This is a genomic window from Propionispora sp. 2/2-37 (assembly GCF_001298735.1).
GTDB lineage: Bacteria > Bacillota > Negativicutes > Propionisporales > Propionisporaceae > Propionispora.
Genome location: NZ_CYSP01000004.1, coordinates 91,125 through 111,914, shown reverse-complemented (window position 1 = coordinate 111,914; position 20,790 = coordinate 91,125). Strand labels below are relative to the sequence as shown.

Here is a 20,790-nt window from a genome sequence, read left to right as displayed (position 1 = left end):
TTTAGCATAGGCCGGGAGAAATTTTAAAAATCATGTCTTGATTGGAAGTGAGTTTTATGAATGGCATGCAGCATCCTCTGCAAACGTTGGTAAATGGCAGAAAAACAAATCACTGGCAGGGTATATATTCCGTTTGCAGCGCTAACGAATATGTGATTGAAGCTGCGTTGCAGCGGGGGCTGACGGATGATCAGTATATATTGATCGAAGCGACTGCCAACCAGGTTAATCAATTTGGCGGTTATACAGGTATGAAGCCGGCCGATTTTCGTAATTTTGTATACCGGATTGCCGGTAAGACCGGATTTCCCCTGGCAAAACTTATTTTAGGCGGTGACCATCTGGGACCGCTTACCTGGAAAAACGAACCGGCCCGCTGTGCGCTGAAAAAATCCCGGGAACTTATACGGGAGTATGTGTTGGCCGGTTTCACTAAAATTCATATTGATACCAGCATGCAGATGGGAGACGATGATCACAGCAAAACCTTGGATACCGGCATTATTGCCGAACGGGGAGCCATACTCTGCCGGGAAGCGGAAGAGGCCTTTCTGGAGCTTAAGACATCTTATCCGGAAAGTATTCATCCGGTATATGTGATTGGCAGTGAAGTGCCGGTTCCCGGGGGAAGCCGGGATGAAAAGGATGAGTTGCAAGTCACGAAAGCCCTGGATTTTAAAAATACAGTCGAAACATTTAAACAAGCCTTTTCCCGGCATGAACTTAGCCCCATATGGCAGTATGTGATTGCGGTTGTGGTTCAGCCGGGTGTGGAGTTTGGCGATGAAGGTATTCATGAATATAACCGCAGTGCCGCCAAAGAGCTGACTGCAGCCCTGCAGCAGTATCCCGGCATGGTATTTGAAGGCCATTCAACCGACTACCAGACACCGGAGGCTTTAAAAGCAATGGTTGAAGACGGTATAGCCATTTTGAAAGTGGGGCCGGCGTTAACCTTTGCCATGCGGGAGGCATTATTTGCCTTAAGCCGGATGGAACAGGAAATACTGCGTTTTAAACCGGAACTGGAGCCGTCTAATTTTATGGAAATCCTGGACTGGTTTATGGTTCGCAATCCCCAGTACTGGATTCATCATTACCACGGCAGCCCGGCTAAAGTCCGGTACGCGCGCAAATACAGTTTTTCCGACCGCTGCCGGTATTATTTGCCGGTTGCCGAAGTAAAATATGCACTCGATACGCTAATCAATAACCTGAAGTCGGTCGCTATACCGGTAACGCTGATCAGTCAGTTTATGCCGGTTCAGTGCAGTAAGATCAGAAGAGGCGTATTGCAAAACGAGCCGGAAAGCCTGCTGAAGGACCGGATTATCAACTGTCTGGACGATTATGTGTATGCGATAAAAAGGCAAGATAAATTGGACGGTAATATAGAGGGGATACTATGAGGAAAATGAAGGCATTGATAGCTTATGGCTCCCAAGATTTACGTTTGGAGACCATGGATATTCCGGCCTATGAAGACGATGAAGTATTAATTCGGGTAAAAGCCTGCGGCATATGCGGTTCAGATTTGCCAAGGGCACTGCAGGGAACGGCTCATAGCTATCCGATTATTCTGGGGCATGAATTTTCCGGCTATGTGGCCGCAGTCGGAAGTTCAGTCACAAATATACAGGCCGGTCAACGGGTAACGGCTGCGCCGCTGCTACCCTGCGGCTCATGCCAGTATTGCAAAATTGGCCGGCCGGCCATGTGTGAGTCCTATAATTTTGTCGGTTCGCGCAGACCGGGAGCATTCGCGGAATACGTTGCCATCAAAGCTATAAATGTCGTGCCCCTTGCCGATGAGGTGGATTATCCGGCGGGAGCCATGATTGAACCCATTTCGGTTGCCTTACATGGTGTAGGCAGGGTTTCATTTAACGCCGGGGCAACAGCGGCTGTATTTGGTGCCGGAACAATCGGTTTATTAACTTTACAGTGTTTAAAAGCGCAAGGTGCCGGCAAGGTTTATGTTGTAGATGTTATCGGAACAAAACTCCGCCTGGCGCAACAACTGGGTGCCGATGCGGTCATTAATGCCCTTGAAGATGATCCGGTGGACTACATGAAGCAGCAGGGGCAGCCGGCAGTTGTATTCGAAACTGCCGGGTCTCCGCTAACCCAGCGTCAGAGCATTGAAGTGGTTAGTAAATTGGGCAAGGTGGTATTTGTGGGGACAGCAACAAAGGAACTTGGATTACCGCCGCACAGTTTTGAAAAAATCTTAAGAGGAGAGATTGAAGTAACGGGGTCATGGATGTCGTACAGTGCTCCTTATCCGGGATATGAATGGCCGGCGGTTGCCTTATACATCAAGGAGGGGAAAATCAAGACCGATCCGTTGATTACCCATAAGTTTAAACTTGAAGACGGGATTAACGCATTCAGGACAATGGTGGATAAAGATGCCGATGCTATAAAAGTCATGTTTGTTATGTAAAAGGGGAGCCGTGTTGAAACATAAGAGTTTCAGCACGGCTCTTTTAGTAGCGTAGACACTCGGAAATACGGTCCATGGGTTTAAAAAATAGAGAATAACAGATTTGAATTACGATTGTATATAACTTGAAGATCTTGAAAGGGGGATCTTCTTTTTTTATAAAGATATTTTCTTTGGTTTTTCTTTTTCTAGGATTAAGTAGTCGATAAGGATTCTAGATAAGATGTATAAAGGAAAACGGGAGGTAGCATCTACTTTTTTTATAGAAATATGTTGATGCTTATAACCAATGAAGGGAATAGTCGCCATTTTAACCAGCGGCGTATTTGCGTCGCAGGTACAAGTAATAAGCTTTGCACCACAGGATACGGCATTTTCAGCAGAAACGATTAATTCTTCCGTTTTACCGGATAAGGAAAAAATAAATACCAATTCATCACGTTTAACATCAGCAGTTACCTTCTGCATGATGGCGGCATCGGAGATGGAAAAAACATTATAACCGAGCAATTGCAGCTTTAGAGAAAACTCATTAGCAACAAGCTCGGTCAGCCCTCTGGATAAAATGTAAATTCTAGGTGCTTTTTGGATAAGACTAATTACTTTTAAAGTATCGTTTACGGATAAATGGTCAACAGTATTCGTTGCCTCTAAAACGGATTTTTTCAAGATTTCATTGACCTGAATCAGGTCGCCAGATTCGGTATTTTTGGTGGAAAGCAGATATCTTAACTCAGCAAAGCCGCTAATACCGCATTTCCGGACAGTTCTTGAGACCGTTGCTGAAGAGGAAAAAGTCTCTTCGGCGACGGTGCTAATGGACATGTTAGATATTCTGCTTGCGTTTTCGTTAATGAAAGTAATGATCTGCTGCTCTGTCTCTGTTAATTTCCTATAAAAAGATTGGTCAATTTTAATTAACATTAGATTGCCCCCAGTTCAACAAAAAACACAATTCAATATTTAGTATATTTTCACTAAAAAAATAGTAATTTGTCAAGTTGAAAAAGAGAAAAAATTAATAATACTCTGCCTTTTGTATGAAAATGCTTTCAAAAAAAGAAAACAAAACCAATTTTCAACGCAGTATAATGGGTACAAGTTCACAGACAGAACTTAGCAAAAGAAGTTTTAATTTGATGATAAGTGAGGTTATGCAAATGAAATTGGCAATTGCCGCAGATAAAAGCGGCGAAAAACTTAAAGTGAAAATCGAAAAAATTATGGAAAACCATAATTATAGTGTTCAAGATGTTTCTGAGTCCGATATATTTGAGGCTACGATGAATGTTGTAAAAGCAATCGAAGATAAAGCGGCGGATAGGGGGATTGTTATCGACGCATACGGTGTGGCACCATTTATGATTGCCAATAAAAATTCAGAAATCATATGTGCGCCGGTTTACGAAGACTATACATCGAAAATGACCAGGATGCATAATCGTACGCAAATCATTACACTGGGTGCTAATATAACGGCGGAAGAGCTTTCCTGCTGCTTGGCTTTGAATTTTGCTACAGCGGAGTACGACGGCGGACGGCATCAAGTCCGTATTGATATGTTAAACAGGATGCTATAAGAGAGGGATAAGAAATGAAAATAGCTATTGGTTGTGATCATATTGTTACAGATATCAAAGATAAAGTGGTTGTGTTTTTGAAAAATAAAGGACATGAGGTGATGGACTGCGGCACTTATGATTGTGTTCGCACGCACTATCCGATTTATGGAAGAAAGGTGGGTGTTGCAGTCGCTAAAAATAAAGTGGATTTTGGAGTTTGTATTTGCGGTACCGGTGTTGGCATCAATGTAGCCGCCCAGAAAGTAAAAGGCGTCCGCGGTGCATTGGTTACAGACGTACAAAGCGCAGTTTACGCCAAAGAACAATTGAATGCCAACCTCATTGGCATGGGTGGCAGAGTGGTGGGAATCGGTACGATTGAATACATTCTGGAAGCATTTATTCAGGCTAAATACCAGCCGACACCGGAAAATAAGGAGCTAATCAAAAAAATTGATGCGATGATTGGTGAAAATGACACCATTACCAATGACCATATCTTTGACGAATTTCGAAAAAAGTGGGATGAAGGCTTCTATCACGACTAAAAATTCCGAAATGATGGAGTGAATGACATGAAACTGATGAATACCAGAAAACTGATATTAGAAGCACAAGACAAAGGATATGCTGTTCCGGCATTCAATATTCATAACCTTGAAACCATTCAGACGGTCTTAGAAACCTGTGAACGGCTGAAGTCACCGGTTATTCTAGCGGCAACGCCTTCTACTGTAAAATATGCGGATAAGGAATATTTGATTGCCATTATGGAAGCGGCAATGGAAAAAGTAACCATTCCATTTGCCTTTCATTTAGATCATTTTGAAAATGTTCGTGATATCAAGACCATTATTTCGGCAGGATGCCGTTCCGTTATGCTTGATGCTTCCAAACGTCCTTTTGAAGAAAATGTTGCCATTGTAAAAGAGGTAGTTGATTTTGCACATGCCTGCGGCGCTACCGTGGAAGCTGAGTTGGGGAAATTAGGTGGTCAGGAAGATGATTTGGTCGTTTGCGATGAAGATGCATGTTTCACTGATCCTGAAGAAGCCGTTGAATTTGTTACACGAACAGGGATTGACACGCTGGCTGTAGCGATTGGGACAGCGCACGGCTTGTATAAGAGGAACCCCGAACTTGATTTTGAGCGATTAGACCGAATCCGTAAAGTGGTTAATGTGCCTTTGGTGCTGCACGGTGCTTCCGGTGTTCCGGTTGAAGTCGTGCAAAAAGCAATTGATTTGGGTATTAGCAAAGTCAACATTGCAACCGAACTTAAAATCCCCTTCTCATCAGCAATCAGACAATATTTCAGCGAGCATCCGGATGCTTCCGACCCAAGGCAATATTTAGTTCCGGCCAAAGAACAAATGGCAAAAGTAGTTGAAGAAAAAGTCAAAATGTGCAAGAGCAGTCAGAGGGCTTAAGTATGATTACCGTACTTACATTAAATCCTTCGGTTGACAGGTCGTATGTACTGGAGGATTTTGCTTTAGGTAAAGTTCAGCGCGCAAAGAGTGTGACTGCAACGGCGGGAGGCAAAGGTCTTAATGTTTCGCGAGTAATCAGCACACTTGGCGGTACGGTTAGTTGTCTTGGCTTTCTGGGTGGATTTACCGGCGGTTTTATTAAGCAGGAACTAGCTGCCTGCAATCTAATCGATTGTTTTACCCCGATTCATGGGACCACTCGAATTTGCATGAATTTTCGGGATGATAAGGGGCTTTCGACTGAAGTCCTGGAAAGCGGGCCGGATATTTTACCGGAAGAACTGGAACGTTTTGAGCAGCAATTGCGGAGAAACATAAAAAGAACAAAGATTCTGGTTGGCTCGGGCAGTCTTGCAAAAGGTATCCCAACCGACTATTACGGGAAAATTGCCAGAATATGCAAAGCAGCCGAAGTGAGATTTATTTTAGATTCTTCGGGAGAAAGCCTGCGTATGGCGATTAAAGAACAGCCCTTTCTAGTCAAGCCTAATGAAGAGGAACTGGAATATATTACCGGAATGAAGATTAAGACGGTGGACGATGCGTTTACGAGTTCATCCTTGCTGTTGCAACTGGGAGCGGAAAATGTGTGTGTATCGATGGGGAGAAGCGGGATGATACTCAACGGTAGTTTGGGGCAGTTTGTTGTTCGGGTTCCCAATATCGCAGTAACCAATACGGTAGGCTGCGGTGATTCGTTAGTCAGCGGGCTGGCTTATGCTTTGTATAAAAATTATAAGGTTGCAGAAGTGCTGAAGTTTGCAAATGCTTGTGCTCTTTCTAATGCGGTGCATTCGGGAGTCGGACAGGTAAATGCTGAACAGGTTAAAAGGTTTACAAAAGAAGTCCATGTTCAGGCTTATGTTTCAAAAAAAACTAATCGAATTATGGTACAATGCCCACTCAAATAATAAACTCAGGGGGATCAGAATTGTGGATGAAGAATTGCAAATGATTACAGTGGAAATTGTGGCTTATGCGGGGGATGCCCGATCAAAGTATATGGAAGCTTTGGAAGCGGCAAGCCGGGGGGAGTATGGCAAGGTAGAAAGCTTGATTCAGGAGGGGAATGATTTGATTACCCAAGCTCATAATACCCAGACGGCTATGTTGCAGAAAGAAGCCGCGGGTGAAAAATTAGACATGAGCTTTTTGATGGTGCATGCCCAGGATCATTTAATGACGGTGATGCTGTTGAGAGACCTTGTTAAAAGCCTGGTTAATTTGTACAAAAAATGATAAAGAAAGAGAGTTGAAGTGACATGGAAAAAATAATTCAGTTGATCGAAACAATGAAGCCATTTTTTGAGCAGGTTTCAAATAATCCTTATTTAAGGGCGGTCAGGGATGGTTTTGTTAGTTGTATACCGGTTGTTTTATTTTCCAGCATGTTTATCCTGGTGGCCTGTGTACCGGATATTTTCGGTTACGTTTGGCCAGATCATATCAGTGCCGTACTGTGGCGGGCTTACAATTATTCCATGGGGATATTATCGGTTTTAATGGTTGCGACGATTGCCAAGAGCCTGACGGACAAATTTAATAATCTTTTACCGAAGTTGAGACAGATCAATCCGGTTTCGGTCATGATTGTAGCTATTTGTTGTTTCTTATTGTTGAGCGTTGATTCCATTAAGGGCGGATTTTCGAGCGAATACATGGGAACCAAGGGGTTGTTATCGGCCTTTTTTGTTGCTTTCATTATTCCGAATATTTATAAGTTTTGTGTAAAAAAGAATATTACGATTAAAATGCCGGAAGAAGTTCCGCATAACATATCGCAGACTTTTGCCGATTTGATTCCCCTGGCGGTTTCGGTTTTATTTTTCTGGCTGTTCAGCATTGTATTTAAAGGTATTACGGGAATGGTTTTCAGTGCTTGGATTCTAGAAATTTTCAAACCGTTGTTTACTGCCGCCGATGGGTATATTGGTTTAGCCGTTATATATGGTGCTATGGCTATGTTCTGGTTTACTGGTATCCATGGCCCATCTATTGTAGAGCCTGCTGTGACGGCAATTTATATTGCGAATATTGAAGCGAATTTGAAATTATTTCAAGCCGGCGAACATGCGTCCTATGCACTAACCCATGGGACCTCTTATTTCGTAGCAACGTTAGGCGGTACGGGTGCCACCTTAATGTTTGCAGCTATGTGCGCCTTTATGGCCAAGTCAAAACAGTTGAAAGCGGTGGGCAAGACTTCGATCGTACCGGTTACTTTTGCCGTCAATGAGCCCATTCTCTTTGGCGCTCCCATTGTGTTAAACCCGGTATTTTTTGTACCGTTCATTTTGACTCCGGTATTAAATGTGTGGTTGTTTAAATTTTTTATCGACAACTTAGGTATGAATGGTTTTGTTTACATTCTCCCGTGGACGACCCCCGGCACAATCGGCTTAATCTTAGGTACTGGTTTTGCCAAACTGTCGTTTGTATTGGCGCCGCTTTTACTGATTGTCGATGCAATCGTATATTATCCGTTTTTCAAAGTATACGACAGGCAACTAATAGCAAGAGAACTGGAATTGCATGATGAAGCAGTGCCGGCTGTCACTATTAAACAAGCCATTTTTGAAGAAGCAGTTGCAAACAAAGTAGAATTAGTAAAGCATGAAGGTAAGGAATTGTCGGTGCTGGTACTTTGTGCGAGCGGAGCCACCAGTAGTATGCTGGCAAAATCCATAACAAAAGGTGCAAAAGAAAAAAATGTGAACTTAGACTCGATTGCTATGGCCTACGGGCAGCATAAAGAGAAAATGACAGATTTTGATCTAATTGTATTGGCGCCGCAGATGGCATCCATGTATGAAGAGCTAAAACGTGACTGTGACGCGAAAGGGGTAAAATCTGCAACAACTTCCGGGGCGGAATATGTTAAATTGACGCGAGATCCGGAAGCCGCATTACATTTCGTTTTAAATTCAATCCATAATTAGAAAGGAAGCCGATCATGAAAAAGTTTGCCGATGATTTCATATTTGGAGGAGCGACAGCCGCTTATCAGGTGGAAGGAGGAGCGAAAGAGGATGGCCGTGGGCCTTGCTGCTGGGATGAATATCTCAGTCGGCCGGGCAGCAGATTTAACGGTGATGTTGCCAGTGATTTTTATCATAAATATAAAGACGATCTGCATGTAGCGAATCAGTTTGGTGTAAACGGTATTAGAATTTCGATTTCCTGGAGCAGAGTGATTTCCGATGGCAGTGGAGAGGTGAATCATCAGGGGCTTGCTTATTATAACGGTTTGATCGACGAGTGCTTGGCAAATGGTGTAGATCCATTTGTCACTTTACATCATTTTGATACGCCGCAGAGTTTATTTCAAAATGGAGATTGGCTAAATCGCGAAAATATTGACCATTTCGTTAGATATGCAAAAGTTTGCTTTGACCATTTTGGTGATCGCGTAAAGAAATGGGCCACCTTTAATGAACCTTGGGCTGTTGCCCAGAATGGCTATATTATCGGAAATTTCCCGCCAAGCATTCAATACGACATCCCGAAAGCAGTACAAATCATGCATAATATGATGATTGCCCATGCAAGAGTACTGTTGCTTTATAAAAGTATGAACCTGCCCGGGGAAATCGGCATTGTCCATACGTTGGAAGGAAAATGCCCCATCAGCGATAAGCCTGAGGACCAGCGTGCAGCTTATTTGGACGATATGCTGGCCAATCGTTTCATGCTCGACGCATGTTTTAAAGGCGGATATGAAGCCGAAACACTGGCGACGGTGCAGGATATATTAATGCAGAATCGTGGTTCATTCACGATGGAAAATGGTGATATGCAGATCCTCCGGGAAGCTGCGCAAAAGATTGATTTTCTTGGCATGAATTATTATTCCAGCCATTTTTTGCAAGCCTATGAAGGCGAAAGCCGCATTTATCATAACGGCACAGGTGAAAAAGGAACAAGCGTATTCGGGTTAAAAGGAATCGGCGCCCGTGTTGGCAATCCGGAAGTGGAAACAACGGATTGGGACTGGCCTATTTATCCGCAAGGTATGTATAACATGCTTCACCGGATCAAACGAGAATATCCGAACTATAAAAAAATCTATATTACAGAGAACGGCATGGGGTATAAAGACGATTTTATTGACGGGAAAATTGATGATACGCCGCGGATCGAATACATTTATAAACACCTGGAGGTGCTTTTGAAAGCGATTCAAGAGGGGGTAGTTGTTAAAGGGTATTATGTATGGTCGTTGCTGGATATGCTTTCCTGGTCAAATGGGTTTAATAAACGCTACGGTTTGTTTTATGTGGATTTTGCAACACAACAGCGTTATCCTAAAAAAAGTGCCTTTTGGTATAAAAAAATGTCGCAAACAAAGCGTCTGCTGAAAGGAGATGAAATTCAAGAATTCTAACTTCATCATAAACAAATCGTCCAGAAAAATTATATTGAGAGGAAGTTCGATTGCGATGAAAGCGAGAAGGAAGTTTCTTGCCGTTACTCTTGTTTTTAGTATTTTTAGTTTTTCAGGTATCGCGTTTGCTGCTACCAATCCGTTTTCCAGTGTGCCCAAAGATCATTGGGCCTATCCGGCGGTTGAAAAGTTAGTGCATGAAGGGCTGATTGACGGATATGGGGATGAGGATTTCCGCGGTGAAAAAGCAATCACCCGTTACGAAATGGCCGAGCTTGTAGCTAAGGCAATGTCGAATGAGGAAAAAGCAGACGCTGAAGATAAGGCGGCACTGGAGAAACTGGCGAATGAATTTTCGGACGAACTGAAAAACCTAGGTGTTCGTCTGACTAATGTGGAAAATAACATGTCCTCTTTTAAATGGTATGGTGACGCCAGGTTCCGTTATCAAAAAAATTATAATAATGATATAAGAGATGACAGTAAGTATGGAAATTCCAAGAGAATTCAGCAAAGGGTTCGTCTGGGCTTTTATGGAACCCCCGCAGAGAATGTCAGTGTCATCGGGCGGGTTAAAATGGAAAATACGACGAATCAGGATACCGGCTGGGGTGAGTATCATAATGCGCAAGGTCAGCACAATAGTGCCTATCTTGATTTGCTGGGCTTGAATTGGAATCATGATAATTTAAACGTGGCCGCCGGTCGAATTGCTGTCAGCCTGGGGCAGGGGGTTATCTGGTGGGACAACCCGGTTGACGGTATTTATGCGACTTATGATTTGGGCAAGGCCCAAATATCTGCAGGCTGGGGTGATTTGACGGCGGAAAACTGGCGGGACTATTCCATGAATGCCTTTTTAGCTAATATCAGCGTACCGGTCAATGACCGTACCACAGCCACGCTTGCCTATTTGAAAACCAGCAATTCGGATAATACGGTAAACCTTAACCGGGATGATTACGGCAATGGTACCTGGAAAGCACCGTTTATGTTAAAGCAATATGCTTACGGCTTTAAAACGCAATTGAGTGATAAATTAAATCTACTTGCTGAAGGTGTTACGAACCGGGCCGCCGGACTGCCGGATAATGCGCAAAAAAATGGCTGGTGGAGCCGGCTGACTTGGGGAAATCAGCAATGGAACAAAGCAAATACATATAATGTGTATTTAGAATACCTGAAGTTTGGCAATTGGGCAATAGACTCGACGGGCTGGGGGCATATATTAAATATAAGCGGAGGCGACGGACTGGGTAATGACGGTCAGAAGGGCTGGGGGGTTGGCGTAAGCTATATGCTGGCAGCCAATACCAATTTAGAAATTAACTATTATAAGCTTAAACCCTATGATTCAGGCCGTGCCGGGTTTGATTCTTATAAACCTTCATATAACGCATCTTTATCGTTTAGTTTCTAAATGCAGTAAAAACATATGTAATCGTGTCTTGAGGTCATAATGTAATGATAAAAGTACTTTGACAAGGAGAAAGTAAAGGAGTGAGAATATGAAAAGAAAAATTTTGCCTTCTCTAGTTTTAGCGGCCTTGGTATTTGGTTATACAATGTTATGCACTTTGAACGCTGCGGCAGAGAGTATTCAGGTTAATCCGATTGTTGGAATCAGTCCGGATTTCATTAAAGGTGCGGATATTTCCATGCTCAAACAACTTGAAATGACCGGAAGTAAATTTTATGATGATAACGGTGTCGCAAGAGATTGCATGGAGATACTAAAAGAGCACGGAATTAACTGGGTTCGCCTGAGAATCTGGAATAATCCTGAAGTCAACGGCTTGGAAGTTGGCGGCGGCAACACCGATGAGGCGAAAGCCCTGGAAATGGCGGCTCGTGCCAAAAAACTAGGTATGAAAGTCTTGATTGACTTCCATTATAGCGACTGGTGGGCAGATCCCGGTAAACAAAATAAACCGGCTGCATGGGCCAATCATAGCGGTAAACAGCTTGAAAAGGATGTTTATGAATTTACCAAAAAAGTAATGCAGGATTTTAAAGCCCGGGGAATTATGCCGGAAATGGTGCAGATTGGTAATGAACTGAATAACGGTATGCTCTGGCCTGAAGGTCAACTTACAGGCTCCAATGCCGGTGGCTACAAAGTTTTTGCCGGATTGGTGAAAGCCGGGTTAAGGGCAGTTAGAGATGTGGACAGTGAACACTATACCAAGCTCATGATTCATCTCGCCAACGGCGGCGATAACGGACTTTACCGCAGCTTTTTCGATGAAATGACGAAAAATCAAAAAGTTAATGACTTTGATATTATCGGCTTGTCGTATTATCCTGTTTGGCACGGTACGCTGGAACAACTGCAAAATAATATGAACGATATCAGTGCCCGTTACAATAAAGACGTTATTGTCGTGGAAACCGCCTATGGCTTTACGCTGGACAATGCGGATACACAAAAAAATGCTTTTGGTGCGCCGGAAGAAAAACTGAGCGGCTATAAAGCAAGCGTGCAGGGACAGGCAACCTGTATCCGTAATGTGATGGAGGCGGTAGTTAAAGTACCGGGCAAAAAGGGATTAGGGATTTTTTATTGGGAGCCTGACTGGATTCCGAATCCCCAAGCCCCATGGAAAACCGGGGAAGGCAATGAATGGGAAAACCAGGCCATGTTTGATTTCGACGGCAAGGTTTTGGAATCCATGGATGTATTTAACCGCGCAGCTGATCCGAACGGACGTTATGTGGAAGCGGTAATGGAAGAGGCATACCCGGTTGAGGTTAAAGCCAGTGTTAACCAGTCTTTGGATATGCCGAAAGTCGTCAGCGTACGTTATAGCGACGATTCAGTCAAAGCTGTTCCGGTTAGCTGGAATAACCCCGGCACCGTCTATGATAAAGTCGGTCACTACACTTTATACGGAACAGTCGCGAGGACTCCGCTAACTGCAACTGCCCGGATCACAGTAGATAATAAAGTCAATTTAGTTAGAAATTCGGGGTTTGAAATCAATAACTTTGATAACTGGGCAATCGAGGGTGATACCGGTGCTGTAAATATAAGCAGTTCATCTGGGGATGTCCGTGATAAATACGCGCTTCACTACTGGGCGGATAAAACGTTTAAATTCACAGTAAAGCAGACGATCACCGGTTTAAAGAAGGGCAAATATACTTTATCCGGTTGGACACAAGGCGGTGGCGGCGAAAAAAGCATGCAGTTGTTTGCCGCTGATTATGGCGGAGAAAAATTAACAGCGGAAATAAAAAACGACGGCTGGAACAAATGGCATCAGTGGACGATTAAAGGTATCCCTGTGACCAGCGGCAAAATTACTATCGGAATGTACAACGAAGCGAATGCTGGAAACTGGGGTTCACTGGATGATGTTACGTTGTATATTCAAGAAAACGCCATAGAATAACTTTCGTGGGTTGCCTTGGCATACCCTATTAAGCAGTGATATAATGTTTTCCCGGATGGCCTGAAGGTTAAGCAGATTGCAAACCCTTCAGGCCATCCGGTTTTGAATGAATTCTATTAATCATCATAGGGAAAGACGTACGGCTTTTCCGGCTCTTTTATTACCTGTATGGATGTCAATTTTAACACAGGGGTTGTTTGTCCTTTATAGTGACTCATTTCCAGGGTACCTTTCCCGGTCAACCAGGTACCGTCCGGATATTGTTTGGCATCATCTGTCTCGCACATAACGCCGTAAGGCAATGCATCGGCCACGCAGCAGACAATGACATAACGGACCAGCGACAACTGGTTTTCAGCCAGACCGGGACTGCGAAAAACAAAGCCGGTCAATGTCACCTGCTTGCCGGTATAGTCCTGGGGAAATTCATTGATTTCACTCATTACTTCCGTATAATTGCGGTCGGTAACCCGGATGAGCTCCGCCTGTTGCAGTTCTTGCTTGAGGGGACGGGGCATTTCAGTTTTAGGAGAAGCAGTATTCAGTACGGCTTTTTGCTGGTTTAGGCCCTTGCTGCTGACCAGAGAGGCATTTAACGTATTGTCAGGCAGGCAAACGGCCAATGTTAATATAATACAAAAAGGAATATACCTGCTGCAGCCGGACGGACGGATCCGGTCGTCCGGCAACAGCAAGTCAAAAAACTGAACCACAAGCAGAGGGAGCAGCAGCCAATAGGAATATTGGACCAATGTAATAAAGCGGGGATTGATATACAGGGAAAATTGTTCTGTCATATCCAACCAGACAAAGAGGCTAATGAACCCTAACAGCAGTGAAAAACGCAGCAGAGCATCGGCAGGGGAATTGCTTTTTTTGTGTTTCCTTGGTTCCAATTTAAGCTCCTCCTATAAGATATTAATTAGGTAGGATAATCCGGCACACAATACGGCTGCAACGGCAGTTAGGGTGACTACAAAGCGGGGCCGAAAAGCATGCAGCAGCATCAGGAGATTCTTGGCATCAATCATCGGTCCGAAAACCATAAAAGCAATAAGGGACCCTAGAGAAAAACTGTTGCTGAAGGAAGCGGCGATAAAGGCATCCGCGGAGGAACAGACGGAACTGCCAAAAGCAAACAGCATCATAAAAGCGATGGAAAATAGTGGATGGCTGCCTAAAGGCAGTAAGACTTCGCGGGGCAGCAGAATTTGAAATAAAGCACTTAACATGGCACCGAGAAGAAGATATTTTCCCATTTCAAAAAATTCGTCTCCGGCGTCGCGCAGTGTCTGGATCAGTTTGCCGGTAATGGAAAGACGCCTGCTTGCAGGCAGGGAATGACAACCGCAATGGCCAGGGTTGTCGGATGCATGATCCCCTTGCCTTAAGGCGTTCCGGCCCCAAAAACTGCCCAGCAAAATTCCTGTCAGGCAGGCGGTGAAAAAAGCGGCAGCTAGCCGGTATATAACAACGGTACTGTTACCGTTAAAAGCAAAACCTGTGGCTGCGCCCACGACCGGGTTGATAATGGGCACGGCCAGCATAAAAGTTACGGCGAAATAAAGAGGGACTCCTTTGGCAATTAAACGGCGCACAATGGGAACCATTCCGCAATCGCACACGGGGAAAAAGATGCCGATACCGGAAGCCAAGAAGAGGCCCAGCAGTTTGTTTTTTGGTGTGAATCGTTGCAGGATATCCTCGGATACAAAGTTATTGATCAGGGCGGATAGCAGCACACTAAGCAGAATGAACGGAAAGGCTTCGATGAGGATGCTGAACAGTATTATTTTAAAGTTGATCAGCTTACTCCAGTCTATGGAGTGCAGATAGTATGATGTAAAAAAGAACAAGTCATCCAGTGCGGTTCCCCTCCTGTAAAAAAGTGAACTAAATAAGGCTACTAGCATGTGTATGCGGCAGTATACGGAAATATGCCAAAAGGGAACAACGTGGGGAAAAGGAGGGTTTTTGGTGAATTTTGGTGAATAATATGCTGTAAGATACTATGTTATGATAAAGGACGGTGTGTGATGCAATGAGATGGAATAAACGGATGAGTCAGGTGGGGTTGCTGGCATTTGCTTTTTTGTTGTGCCTGCCTTTCTTCACAGCAGCTCAGACGACTGGCCGATTTGAGGATATACAGTCGGATGGGGCGACGATAGCCCAGTTTGATACGGAAACCATAAGCTATGAAAAAGATCCTTACAGCCGGGAAGTATGGATTAGTGTCTGGATTAAAACTTCTCCTGATGATTATGACCAGTCCTATAGCCTGAATCATTATCTCCTGCGTAAAGATAAACGGGAAATCCTGGTACTGGACAGGATTGGTTATACCGGCAGCGGACGGATACTTTACCAGACGGCTAATGTTTATGAACCGTCCCTGTGGGATCCGGTTATACCGGAAACGACCAATGAATATTACTATACAGCCGTTCTCCGATATGCGAAAGCCAATGATAAAAAGCTGCTTCAGGCCTATAATAAAGATAAGCCTCAAAATAAGCTGATTACGACAGCCCGGACTATCGGCGATTTCTTGCGCGTGTATTAATCCCCGGAATTTTTGAGATATTTCTCTGTCTATTTCCGGCAAGATCGTTGCGTCCTGCGGGGAATGTGATACAATAAGCTTACAATATGGGTATTATATCTGGCAGAGGAGACTGGAGTTTTATGAGCAAATATTGGAGCAAAGTGGTTCGGACTTTGGAGCCGTATGTGCCGGGCGAGCAGCCCCAAGATAAGCAATATATCAAGTTAAATACCAATGAAAATCCCTATCCGCCTTCACCAAAGGCTATGCTGGCCATGAAAGCGGCAGCTGGCGAAGATTTACGATTATATCCTACGCCAACTTGTGATGACCTCAGGCAATGCATCGCCAATTATCATGGGTTGACGAAAGAGCAGGTTTTTGTCGGCAATGGCTCGGATGAAGTACTGGCTTTTTGCTTCTTGGCTTATTTCAATCCCGGAGAACCGATCCTGTTTCCGGATATTACATACAGTTTTTACCCGGTTTACGCTTCGTTGTTTCATATTGATTACCGGACGGTTTCGTTAAACGACGATTTTTCCATCCCGGCAGAAAAGTTCTTGCAGAATAATGGCGGCATTATTTTTCCCAATCCCAATGCTCCTACGGGCCGCTACTTAGAATTGGAAGCCGTGGAGAAAATAATCCGGGAAAATAGCGAGCGTGTGGTCATTGTCGATGAAGCTTATATCGACTTCGGCGGAGAGTCGGCCGTACGTTTAATCAATCAATACGCTAATCTGCTCGTTGTTCAGACTTTTTCCAAATCCCGTTCACTGGCCGGTCTGCGCATAGGGTTTGCTCTCGGTCAGGGGGCGTTGATTGAGGCTTTGGACCGGGTAAAAAATTCCATCAACTCCTATACATTGGACCGGGTTGCTCTGGCCGGTGCCAGGGAATCTTTTCAGGACGAAGCTTATTTTCAAACAACCCGGGGAAAAATCATGGCGACCAGAGAGCGGGTAGTTGCCGTGTTACAGTCTGCCGGTTTTACCGTTGTGCCTTCTGCTGCCAATTTTATCTTTATCAGCCATCCTGAGATGGCCGCCGAAGTTATTTTTAGGCAGCTTCGGGATTATGGCGTTTTAGTGAGATACTTTAACAAGCCACGGATTAATAATTATTTACGGGTTAGTATTGGTTCTGATGAGGAGATGGATCAATTTGTAGCGGTGCTGCAGAAAATCGTACATAAATCTTGATTTGCCGTATTTGTAGTTATTTTGTGCCCTATAATTGCTGTACCAATGAATATAAAATGAATTTGTAGCTGCTATCAGCCTGTCACTTCTGTAGCGTTACGTTTTAATGCAACTTACCAATTACAAAGAAGGTGTCTGACATGAAGAAGCTTTGGCTGGCCGGGGGATGTTTCTGGGGTGTTGAGGCGTATTTTCAGCAGTTGAGAGGCGTACTGGATACAACGGTAGGCTATGGGCAGGGGCAGGCGGTCAACCCCAGTTACGAGCAGGTATGCTCCGGCACTACCGGACATGCTGAAATCTGTGAACTGACATATGATGAAAAAACGTTACCATTAACCAAAGTACTGGAACATTTTTTTCGAATTATTGATCCTACCAGTCTGAATTGTCAGGGAGCCGATTGTGGTACACAGTACCGTACCGGTATTTATTTTTTAGATAAGCAGGATAAACCGGTTATTGAAGAGTTTATCAAAACCAGGCAGACCGCGTATGAAGCACCGATTGTAGTGGAAATAGAGCCGCTTGCTTGTTTTTATCGGGCGGAAGATTATCACCAGGATTATCTAAAAAATACCCCGGGCGGTTATTGCCATGTTGACCTGACTAAAGCCATACCGGAAGAGAGAAGATAATCCGGCTTGGATTGTTGAGGGGAGGGGATAGTATGATTCGTAAGACGTTGCTGGAGTTTATTCATGAAAGTGCCCATATTCAACGCTGGAATGATCATATTCGGCCCAAGGGATTTACGGAACTGGACAAGCAGGCGCAGAAAATGGTTATTGCCTATTGCTTAGCCCGCTTTGAAGAAGGGGCGCGTGATGCAAGAATAAATTGGCGGGGAATTATAGAAGGCGGCTTTTTTGAGTTTTTGCACCGTATTGTTCTTACGGATATTAAACCGCCGGTTTACCATGAACTGATGGCCAGTCATGGCAAACAGCTCAATACCTGGGTGCTTGCCGAACTTGAGCCGCGTATTGAGTGCCTGGGGCAGGAATTTCGTGATCGTTTTGCCCAATATCTTACCGACCCCAATTGCTGGAGGCTGGAAAAGAAAATATTAAAAGCTGCGCATTATCTGGCGACTCACTGGGAGTTTCAAATTATTCGCAATCTAAATTCCAATATATACGGCCTGGATGAGACGCAAGCCAGAATTGAAAATGAAATTGAGGAACATTACGACCTGATTGGAGTGCAAAAAGTCAGTCTGGGGAAAAAAACCAATCATTTTATCAACTTAGTCGGCCAACTCCGGTTTCAGCAGCGCTGGGCACAGTCACCCAGGGTGCCGGAAACTTCGGTTATGGGCCATATGCTGATTGTGGCTATAATGTCCTACTTAATTTCACTGGAAGTAAAGGCCTGTGACCAAAGGGCTGTTAACAATTATTTTGCCGGGCTGTTTCATGATTTGCCGGAGGTTTTAACGCGCGATATAGTTTCACCGGTAAAAAGAGCGGTAGCCGGACTGGATGAACTGATTAAGCAGATTGAAAATCGTCAGGTACAGGAAAAAATATTTCCCTTAGTACCGGCTTCGTGGCAGAGTGAACTGAATTATTTTCTGCAAAATGAATTTACCAGTAAGATTATACTGAATGGCCAGGTAAAAGTGGTCAGTTCCGCAGATATTGGCCGGTTGTATAATCAGAACCGGTATTCGCCGATTGACGGGGAATTTATAAAAGCCTGTGACCATTTGGCGGCCTATATGGAAGCCAATTTGTCCAAAGCGCATGGCATTATGTCGCGCCATTTGCAGGACGGCATAGAGACGCTGTATCAGCTTTATCAGAACAAAGTAATTGCCGATGTTGATTTTGGACAACTATTTGATTATTTTAAGTAATTGTCATAAAATGGTAATTGACAGTGGGGCAAAGATATATGATAATAATTACATACCATCCGGTAGGTATGGCGGCTTAGGGGGAGCGATTTTTGTGACCAAAGATAACATAACCAGTATGGCGCTGCGCTTGTTTTTGCTGCGGGGGTACAAGTATGTTTCACTGGCTGATGTGGCTAAAGCCGCAGGCATGACCAAGGGAGCCATTTATCATTATTTCTCCGGCAAGGAGGAACTTTTAGCGGCTGCAGTATACTACTTATTTGACCGGATGGAGGAAAAGTGCCTTAGGCTATTTCAAAGTCCCGTGCCTTTAAAAGATACGCTATACGCCATTTTGGTGGAACAGGAGCTTGCGGTGTATGCCCGTCAGCTTCTTACACTTGGCGAGGGGGATTATCGTACTAACCATGCTAGTTTTATATTGGAAGTCATGAGTCATTATCCGAAATTGCAGGAAAGAATTGATCGCAACCATCTTACCGTCTGTTCTGCGATTGAGCAGAAACTGGAGCGGGCAATAGCGCAGGGAGAAATCCGCAAAGAGGCGAATACCCGTGCTTTAGCGGTTATGATTCTGGCTGTGATTAACGGGCAGGTCTCACTGGGGGAGAAACTGAACAGTTTAGCCATTCGCCGGCAGATGGCGGATAATTTTTGGAAGTTAATCAGTGCATAAAGGATCATATTACGTTGTGGTAGTGCGGGGGATACATACCTACCGGTAGGTATGTATCCCCGGGGAAATGTATGCGGTGAAACTGGTATCCGAATTAGATAAGGGAGGACATTCCGTAAATGAAGGGGTTTAGATTTAAATTTTGGATGATACCGGTTTTGTTGTTTATTATCCTGATGCTGATTTTTCGCAGCGGGGTATTTTCTGAAAAAAAATTACAAACACAAGAGGATAGCGGGGTAGCCGTACGCGTGGCAGCGGCACAGTATCAGGAGGTTGTGCCGGGTTTAGAGCTTAGCGGCACGATTGAAGGAAAAACCTCGGCGACCATTAGTGCTAAAATTTCCGGCAGGGTTGATGCGGTGCTGGTAGAGGAAGGACAACAGGTGAAAATCGGTGATCCGCTGGTTTCGCTGGAAAGCGTGGAACTAAAGAATGCGGTGCGTACTGCTCAGGATGCGGTAACGAAAGCGCAGGTAAATTATGATTTAGCGCTTGCCGATTATAACCGCTATCAAAAATTGTTCAGCCAGGGGGCTGTTTCTAAGCAGCAATTGGATACGGCAGAGGCAAAACGGAAAAGTGCGGAAGCTGATTTATCCAGTGCGGCCGCCAGCCTTAATAATGCAAAACAGCAATTAGGCTACGGGGTCGTAACGTCGCCGGTGGACGGAGTGGTGGCCAATAAAGCGGTTACTGTCGGTCAGGTTGTTTCGCCGGGGGCAGCCTTAATGGTAGTACAGGATATTAGTCAGATTCACGCTGTTGTTAATATTGAACAAAAAGATATCGGCCGGGTTAAAGTTGGTCAAACTGCTAAAGTGCGGGTTGACGCTTATGCCGATAAGGTGTTTGCCGGAACTGTGGAGGGCATGAATCCGGAGGCCGGATCGGGCAATCGGATGTTCCGCACTAAGATAAAAGTGGATAATGCTGACGGTGCGCTAAGGTCAGGCATGTTTGCCAAAATCCGGCTGGATACAGGCGATCCGGTACAAGTGCTGAGTATTCCGCAGGCAGCGGTTCTGCAAAAACAGGGTTTATATTATGTGTTTAGTGTGGAAGAAGGAAAAGCGGTCCGTCACCAAGTGGAAATTGGTGATGTGACTGACGATATGATTCAAATCAAAGATGGTCTGCAGGCGGGCGATCAGGTGATAATAAGTGGTGTTAACCAAATGAAAGACGGACAAATTGTCAAAGTAACGCCTTAAAGA

General features: G+C 44.3%; 20 protein-coding genes. 17 read left to right on the top strand and 3 right to left on the bottom strand.

The features are described from left to right. Window positions 1-56: 56 nt before the first annotated feature. Window positions 57-1,409 carry a class II D-tagatose-bisphosphate aldolase, non-catalytic subunit gene (locus tag P22_RS05355; RefSeq protein WP_054259192.1) on the top strand — a complete coding sequence of 451 codons (1,353 nt, stop codon included), beginning with the start codon at window positions 57-59 and terminating at the stop codon, window positions 1,407-1,409. Then, window positions 1,406-2,446 carry a galactitol-1-phosphate 5-dehydrogenase gene (locus tag P22_RS05350; RefSeq protein ID WP_216598029.1) on the top strand — a complete coding sequence of 347 codons (1,041 nt, stop codon included), beginning with the start codon at window positions 1,406-1,408 and terminating at the stop codon, window positions 2,444-2,446. Before P22_RS05355 ends, P22_RS05350 begins: the two co-directional genes overlap by 4 nt. Window positions 2,447-2,602: 156 nt before the next feature. On the opposite strand, the gene P22_RS05345 is transcribed toward P22_RS05350, so the two are convergent. Then, window positions 2,603-3,370, bottom strand: coding sequence for a MurR/RpiR family transcriptional regulator (locus P22_RS05345; protein WP_054259191.1), 768 nt, complete (start codon window positions 3,368-3,370; stop codon window positions 2,603-2,605). Between the two features lie 236 nt (window positions 3,371-3,606). On the opposite strand from P22_RS05345, the gene P22_RS05340 reads away from it, so the two are divergent. From P22_RS05340 to P22_RS05300, 9 genes are all read left to right on the top strand, one after another. Beyond that, the gene (locus tag P22_RS05340) at window positions 3,607-4,026 is read left to right on the top strand and encodes an RpiB/LacA/LacB family sugar-phosphate isomerase (RefSeq protein ID WP_054259327.1); all 420 of its coding nucleotides are present in this window, start codon (window positions 3,607-3,609) and stop codon (window positions 4,024-4,026) included. Window positions 4,027-4,040: 14 nt separating this feature from the next. After that, window positions 4,041-4,556, top strand: a complete 516-nt coding sequence (gene lacB / locus P22_RS05335) for a galactose-6-phosphate isomerase subunit LacB (protein WP_054259190.1) — start codon at window positions 4,041-4,043, stop codon at window positions 4,554-4,556. 27 nt (window positions 4,557-4,583) lie between these two features. Beyond that, window positions 4,584-5,438: a tagatose-bisphosphate aldolase subunit GatY gene (gatY, locus tag P22_RS05330; RefSeq protein ID WP_054259189.1), complete on the top strand. Its 855-nt coding sequence runs from the start codon at window positions 4,584-4,586 to the stop codon at window positions 5,436-5,438. A gap of 2 nt (window positions 5,439-5,440) precedes the next feature. Continuing rightward, a complete protein-coding gene (locus P22_RS05325; protein WP_054259188.1) occupies window positions 5,441-6,412 on the top strand; it encodes a 1-phosphofructokinase family hexose kinase in 972 nt (323 codons plus the stop codon). Between the two features lie 22 nt (window positions 6,413-6,434). Further along, window positions 6,435-6,740 carry a PTS sugar transporter subunit IIA gene (locus P22_RS05320; RefSeq protein WP_304437559.1) on the top strand — a complete coding sequence of 102 codons (306 nt, stop codon included), beginning with the start codon at window positions 6,435-6,437 and terminating at the stop codon, window positions 6,738-6,740. Window positions 6,741-6,763: 23 nt separating this feature from the next. Further along, on the top strand, window positions 6,764-8,440 hold the full coding sequence (locus P22_RS05315) for a PTS lactose transporter subunit IIBC (RefSeq protein ID WP_054259187.1): 1,677 nt from the start codon (window positions 6,764-6,766) through the stop codon (window positions 8,438-8,440). Window positions 8,441-8,454: 14 nt separating this feature from the next. Further along, a complete protein-coding gene (gene lacG, locus P22_RS05310; protein ID WP_054259186.1) occupies window positions 8,455-9,885 on the top strand; it encodes a 6-phospho-beta-galactosidase in 1,431 nt (476 codons plus the stop codon). Window positions 9,886-9,940: 55 nt separating this feature from the next. Continuing rightward, complete coding sequence (locus tag P22_RS05305) at window positions 9,941-11,305, top strand: S-layer homology domain-containing protein (RefSeq protein WP_069972761.1); 1,365 nt, start codon at window positions 9,941-9,943, stop codon at window positions 11,303-11,305. A gap of 88 nt (window positions 11,306-11,393) precedes the next feature. Then, complete coding sequence (locus tag P22_RS05300; RefSeq protein ID WP_054259185.1) at window positions 11,394-13,280, top strand: glycosyl hydrolase 53 family protein; 1,887 nt, start codon at window positions 11,394-11,396, stop codon at window positions 13,278-13,280. 116 nt (window positions 13,281-13,396) lie between these two features. Here P22_RS05300 and P22_RS05295 read toward each other — a convergent pair whose 3' ends face one another. Together P22_RS05295 and P22_RS05290 are read right to left on the bottom strand one after the other, a co-directional pair. Continuing rightward, entirely contained in the window at window positions 13,397-14,176 is a 780-nt protein-coding gene (locus P22_RS05295; RefSeq protein ID WP_054259184.1) for a TIGR03943 family putative permease subunit, read from the bottom strand. A 12-nt stretch (window positions 14,177-14,188) separates the two neighbouring features. Then, a complete protein-coding gene (locus P22_RS05290) occupies window positions 14,189-15,193 on the bottom strand; it encodes a permease (protein WP_082378409.1) in 1,005 nt (334 codons plus the stop codon). 128 nt (window positions 15,194-15,321) lie between these two features. On the opposite strand from P22_RS05290, the gene P22_RS05285 reads away from it, so the two are divergent. The 6 genes from P22_RS05285 (at window position 15,322) to P22_RS05260 (ending at window position 20,787) form a co-directional block, all read left to right on the top strand. Beyond that, window positions 15,322-15,846 (top strand): hypothetical protein, encoded by a 525-nt coding sequence (locus tag P22_RS05285; RefSeq protein ID WP_156318859.1) that lies wholly within the window; start codon window positions 15,322-15,324, stop codon window positions 15,844-15,846. Window positions 15,847-15,968: 122 nt separating this feature from the next. After that, window positions 15,969-17,033: a histidinol-phosphate transaminase gene (hisC, locus tag P22_RS05280; RefSeq protein WP_054259182.1), complete on the top strand. Its 1,065-nt coding sequence runs from the start codon at window positions 15,969-15,971 to the stop codon at window positions 17,031-17,033. 140 nt (window positions 17,034-17,173) lie between these two features. Continuing rightward, complete coding sequence (gene msrA, locus P22_RS05275) at window positions 17,174-17,671, top strand: peptide-methionine (S)-S-oxide reductase MsrA (RefSeq protein ID WP_054259181.1); 498 nt, start codon at window positions 17,174-17,176, stop codon at window positions 17,669-17,671. A gap of 32 nt (window positions 17,672-17,703) precedes the next feature. Then, on the top strand, window positions 17,704-18,894 hold the full coding sequence (locus P22_RS05270; protein WP_054259180.1) for an HD domain-containing protein: 1,191 nt from the start codon (window positions 17,704-17,706) through the stop codon (window positions 18,892-18,894). A 94-nt stretch (window positions 18,895-18,988) separates the two neighbouring features. Beyond that, the gene (locus P22_RS05265) at window positions 18,989-19,573 is read left to right on the top strand and encodes a TetR/AcrR family transcriptional regulator (RefSeq protein ID WP_054259179.1); all 585 of its coding nucleotides are present in this window, start codon (window positions 18,989-18,991) and stop codon (window positions 19,571-19,573) included. Window positions 19,574-19,692: 119 nt separating this feature from the next. After that, window positions 19,693-20,787 (top strand): efflux RND transporter periplasmic adaptor subunit, encoded by a 1,095-nt coding sequence (locus P22_RS05260; RefSeq protein ID WP_054259178.1) that lies wholly within the window; start codon window positions 19,693-19,695, stop codon window positions 20,785-20,787. Window positions 20,788-20,790: the final 3 nt, after the last annotated feature.

What these genes read in the sequence shown, in the direction of transcription:
- P22_RS05350 (WP_216598029.1), top strand. Translation starts at nt 1,406, where the DNA reads ATGAGGAAAATGAAGGCATTGATAGCTTATGGCTCCCAAGATTTACGT.
- P22_RS05315 (WP_054259187.1), top strand. Translation starts at nt 6,764, where the DNA reads ATGGAAAAAATAATTCAGTTGATCGAAACAATGAAGCCATTTTTTGAG.
- P22_RS05305 (WP_069972761.1), top strand. Translation starts at nt 9,941, where the DNA reads ATGAAAGCGAGAAGGAAGTTTCTTGCCGTTACTCTTGTTTTTAGTATT.
- P22_RS05340 (WP_054259327.1), top strand. Translation starts at nt 3,607, where the DNA reads ATGAAATTGGCAATTGCCGCAGATAAAAGCGGCGAAAAACTTAAAGTG.
- P22_RS05260 (WP_054259178.1), top strand. Translation starts at nt 19,693, where the DNA reads ATGAAGGGGTTTAGATTTAAATTTTGGATGATACCGGTTTTGTTGTTT.
- P22_RS05325 (WP_054259188.1), top strand. Translation starts at nt 5,441, where the DNA reads ATGATTACCGTACTTACATTAAATCCTTCGGTTGACAGGTCGTATGTA.
- P22_RS05300 (WP_054259185.1), top strand. Translation starts at nt 11,394, where the DNA reads ATGAAAAGAAAAATTTTGCCTTCTCTAGTTTTAGCGGCCTTGGTATTT.
- lacG (WP_054259186.1), top strand. Translation starts at nt 8,455, where the DNA reads ATGAAAAAGTTTGCCGATGATTTCATATTTGGAGGAGCGACAGCCGCT.
- P22_RS05285 (WP_156318859.1), top strand. Translation starts at nt 15,322, where the DNA reads ATGAGATGGAATAAACGGATGAGTCAGGTGGGGTTGCTGGCATTTGCT.
- msrA (WP_054259181.1), top strand. Translation starts at nt 17,174, where the DNA reads ATGAAGAAGCTTTGGCTGGCCGGGGGATGTTTCTGGGGTGTTGAGGCG.
- lacB (WP_054259190.1), top strand. Translation starts at nt 4,041, where the DNA reads ATGAAAATAGCTATTGGTTGTGATCATATTGTTACAGATATCAAAGAT.
- gatY (WP_054259189.1), top strand. Translation starts at nt 4,584, where the DNA reads ATGAAACTGATGAATACCAGAAAACTGATATTAGAAGCACAAGACAAA.
- P22_RS05345 (WP_054259191.1), bottom strand. Translation starts at nt 3,370, where the DNA reads ATGTTAATTAAAATTGACCAATCTTTTTATAGGAAATTAACAGAGACA.
- P22_RS05355 (WP_054259192.1), top strand. Translation starts at nt 57, where the DNA reads ATGAATGGCATGCAGCATCCTCTGCAAACGTTGGTAAATGGCAGAAAA.
- hisC (WP_054259182.1), top strand. Translation starts at nt 15,969, where the DNA reads ATGAGCAAATATTGGAGCAAAGTGGTTCGGACTTTGGAGCCGTATGTG.
- P22_RS05270 (WP_054259180.1), top strand. Translation starts at nt 17,704, where the DNA reads ATGATTCGTAAGACGTTGCTGGAGTTTATTCATGAAAGTGCCCATATT.
- P22_RS05290 (WP_082378409.1), bottom strand. Translation starts at nt 15,193, where the DNA reads ATGCTAGTAGCCTTATTTAGTTCACTTTTTTACAGGAGGGGAACCGCA.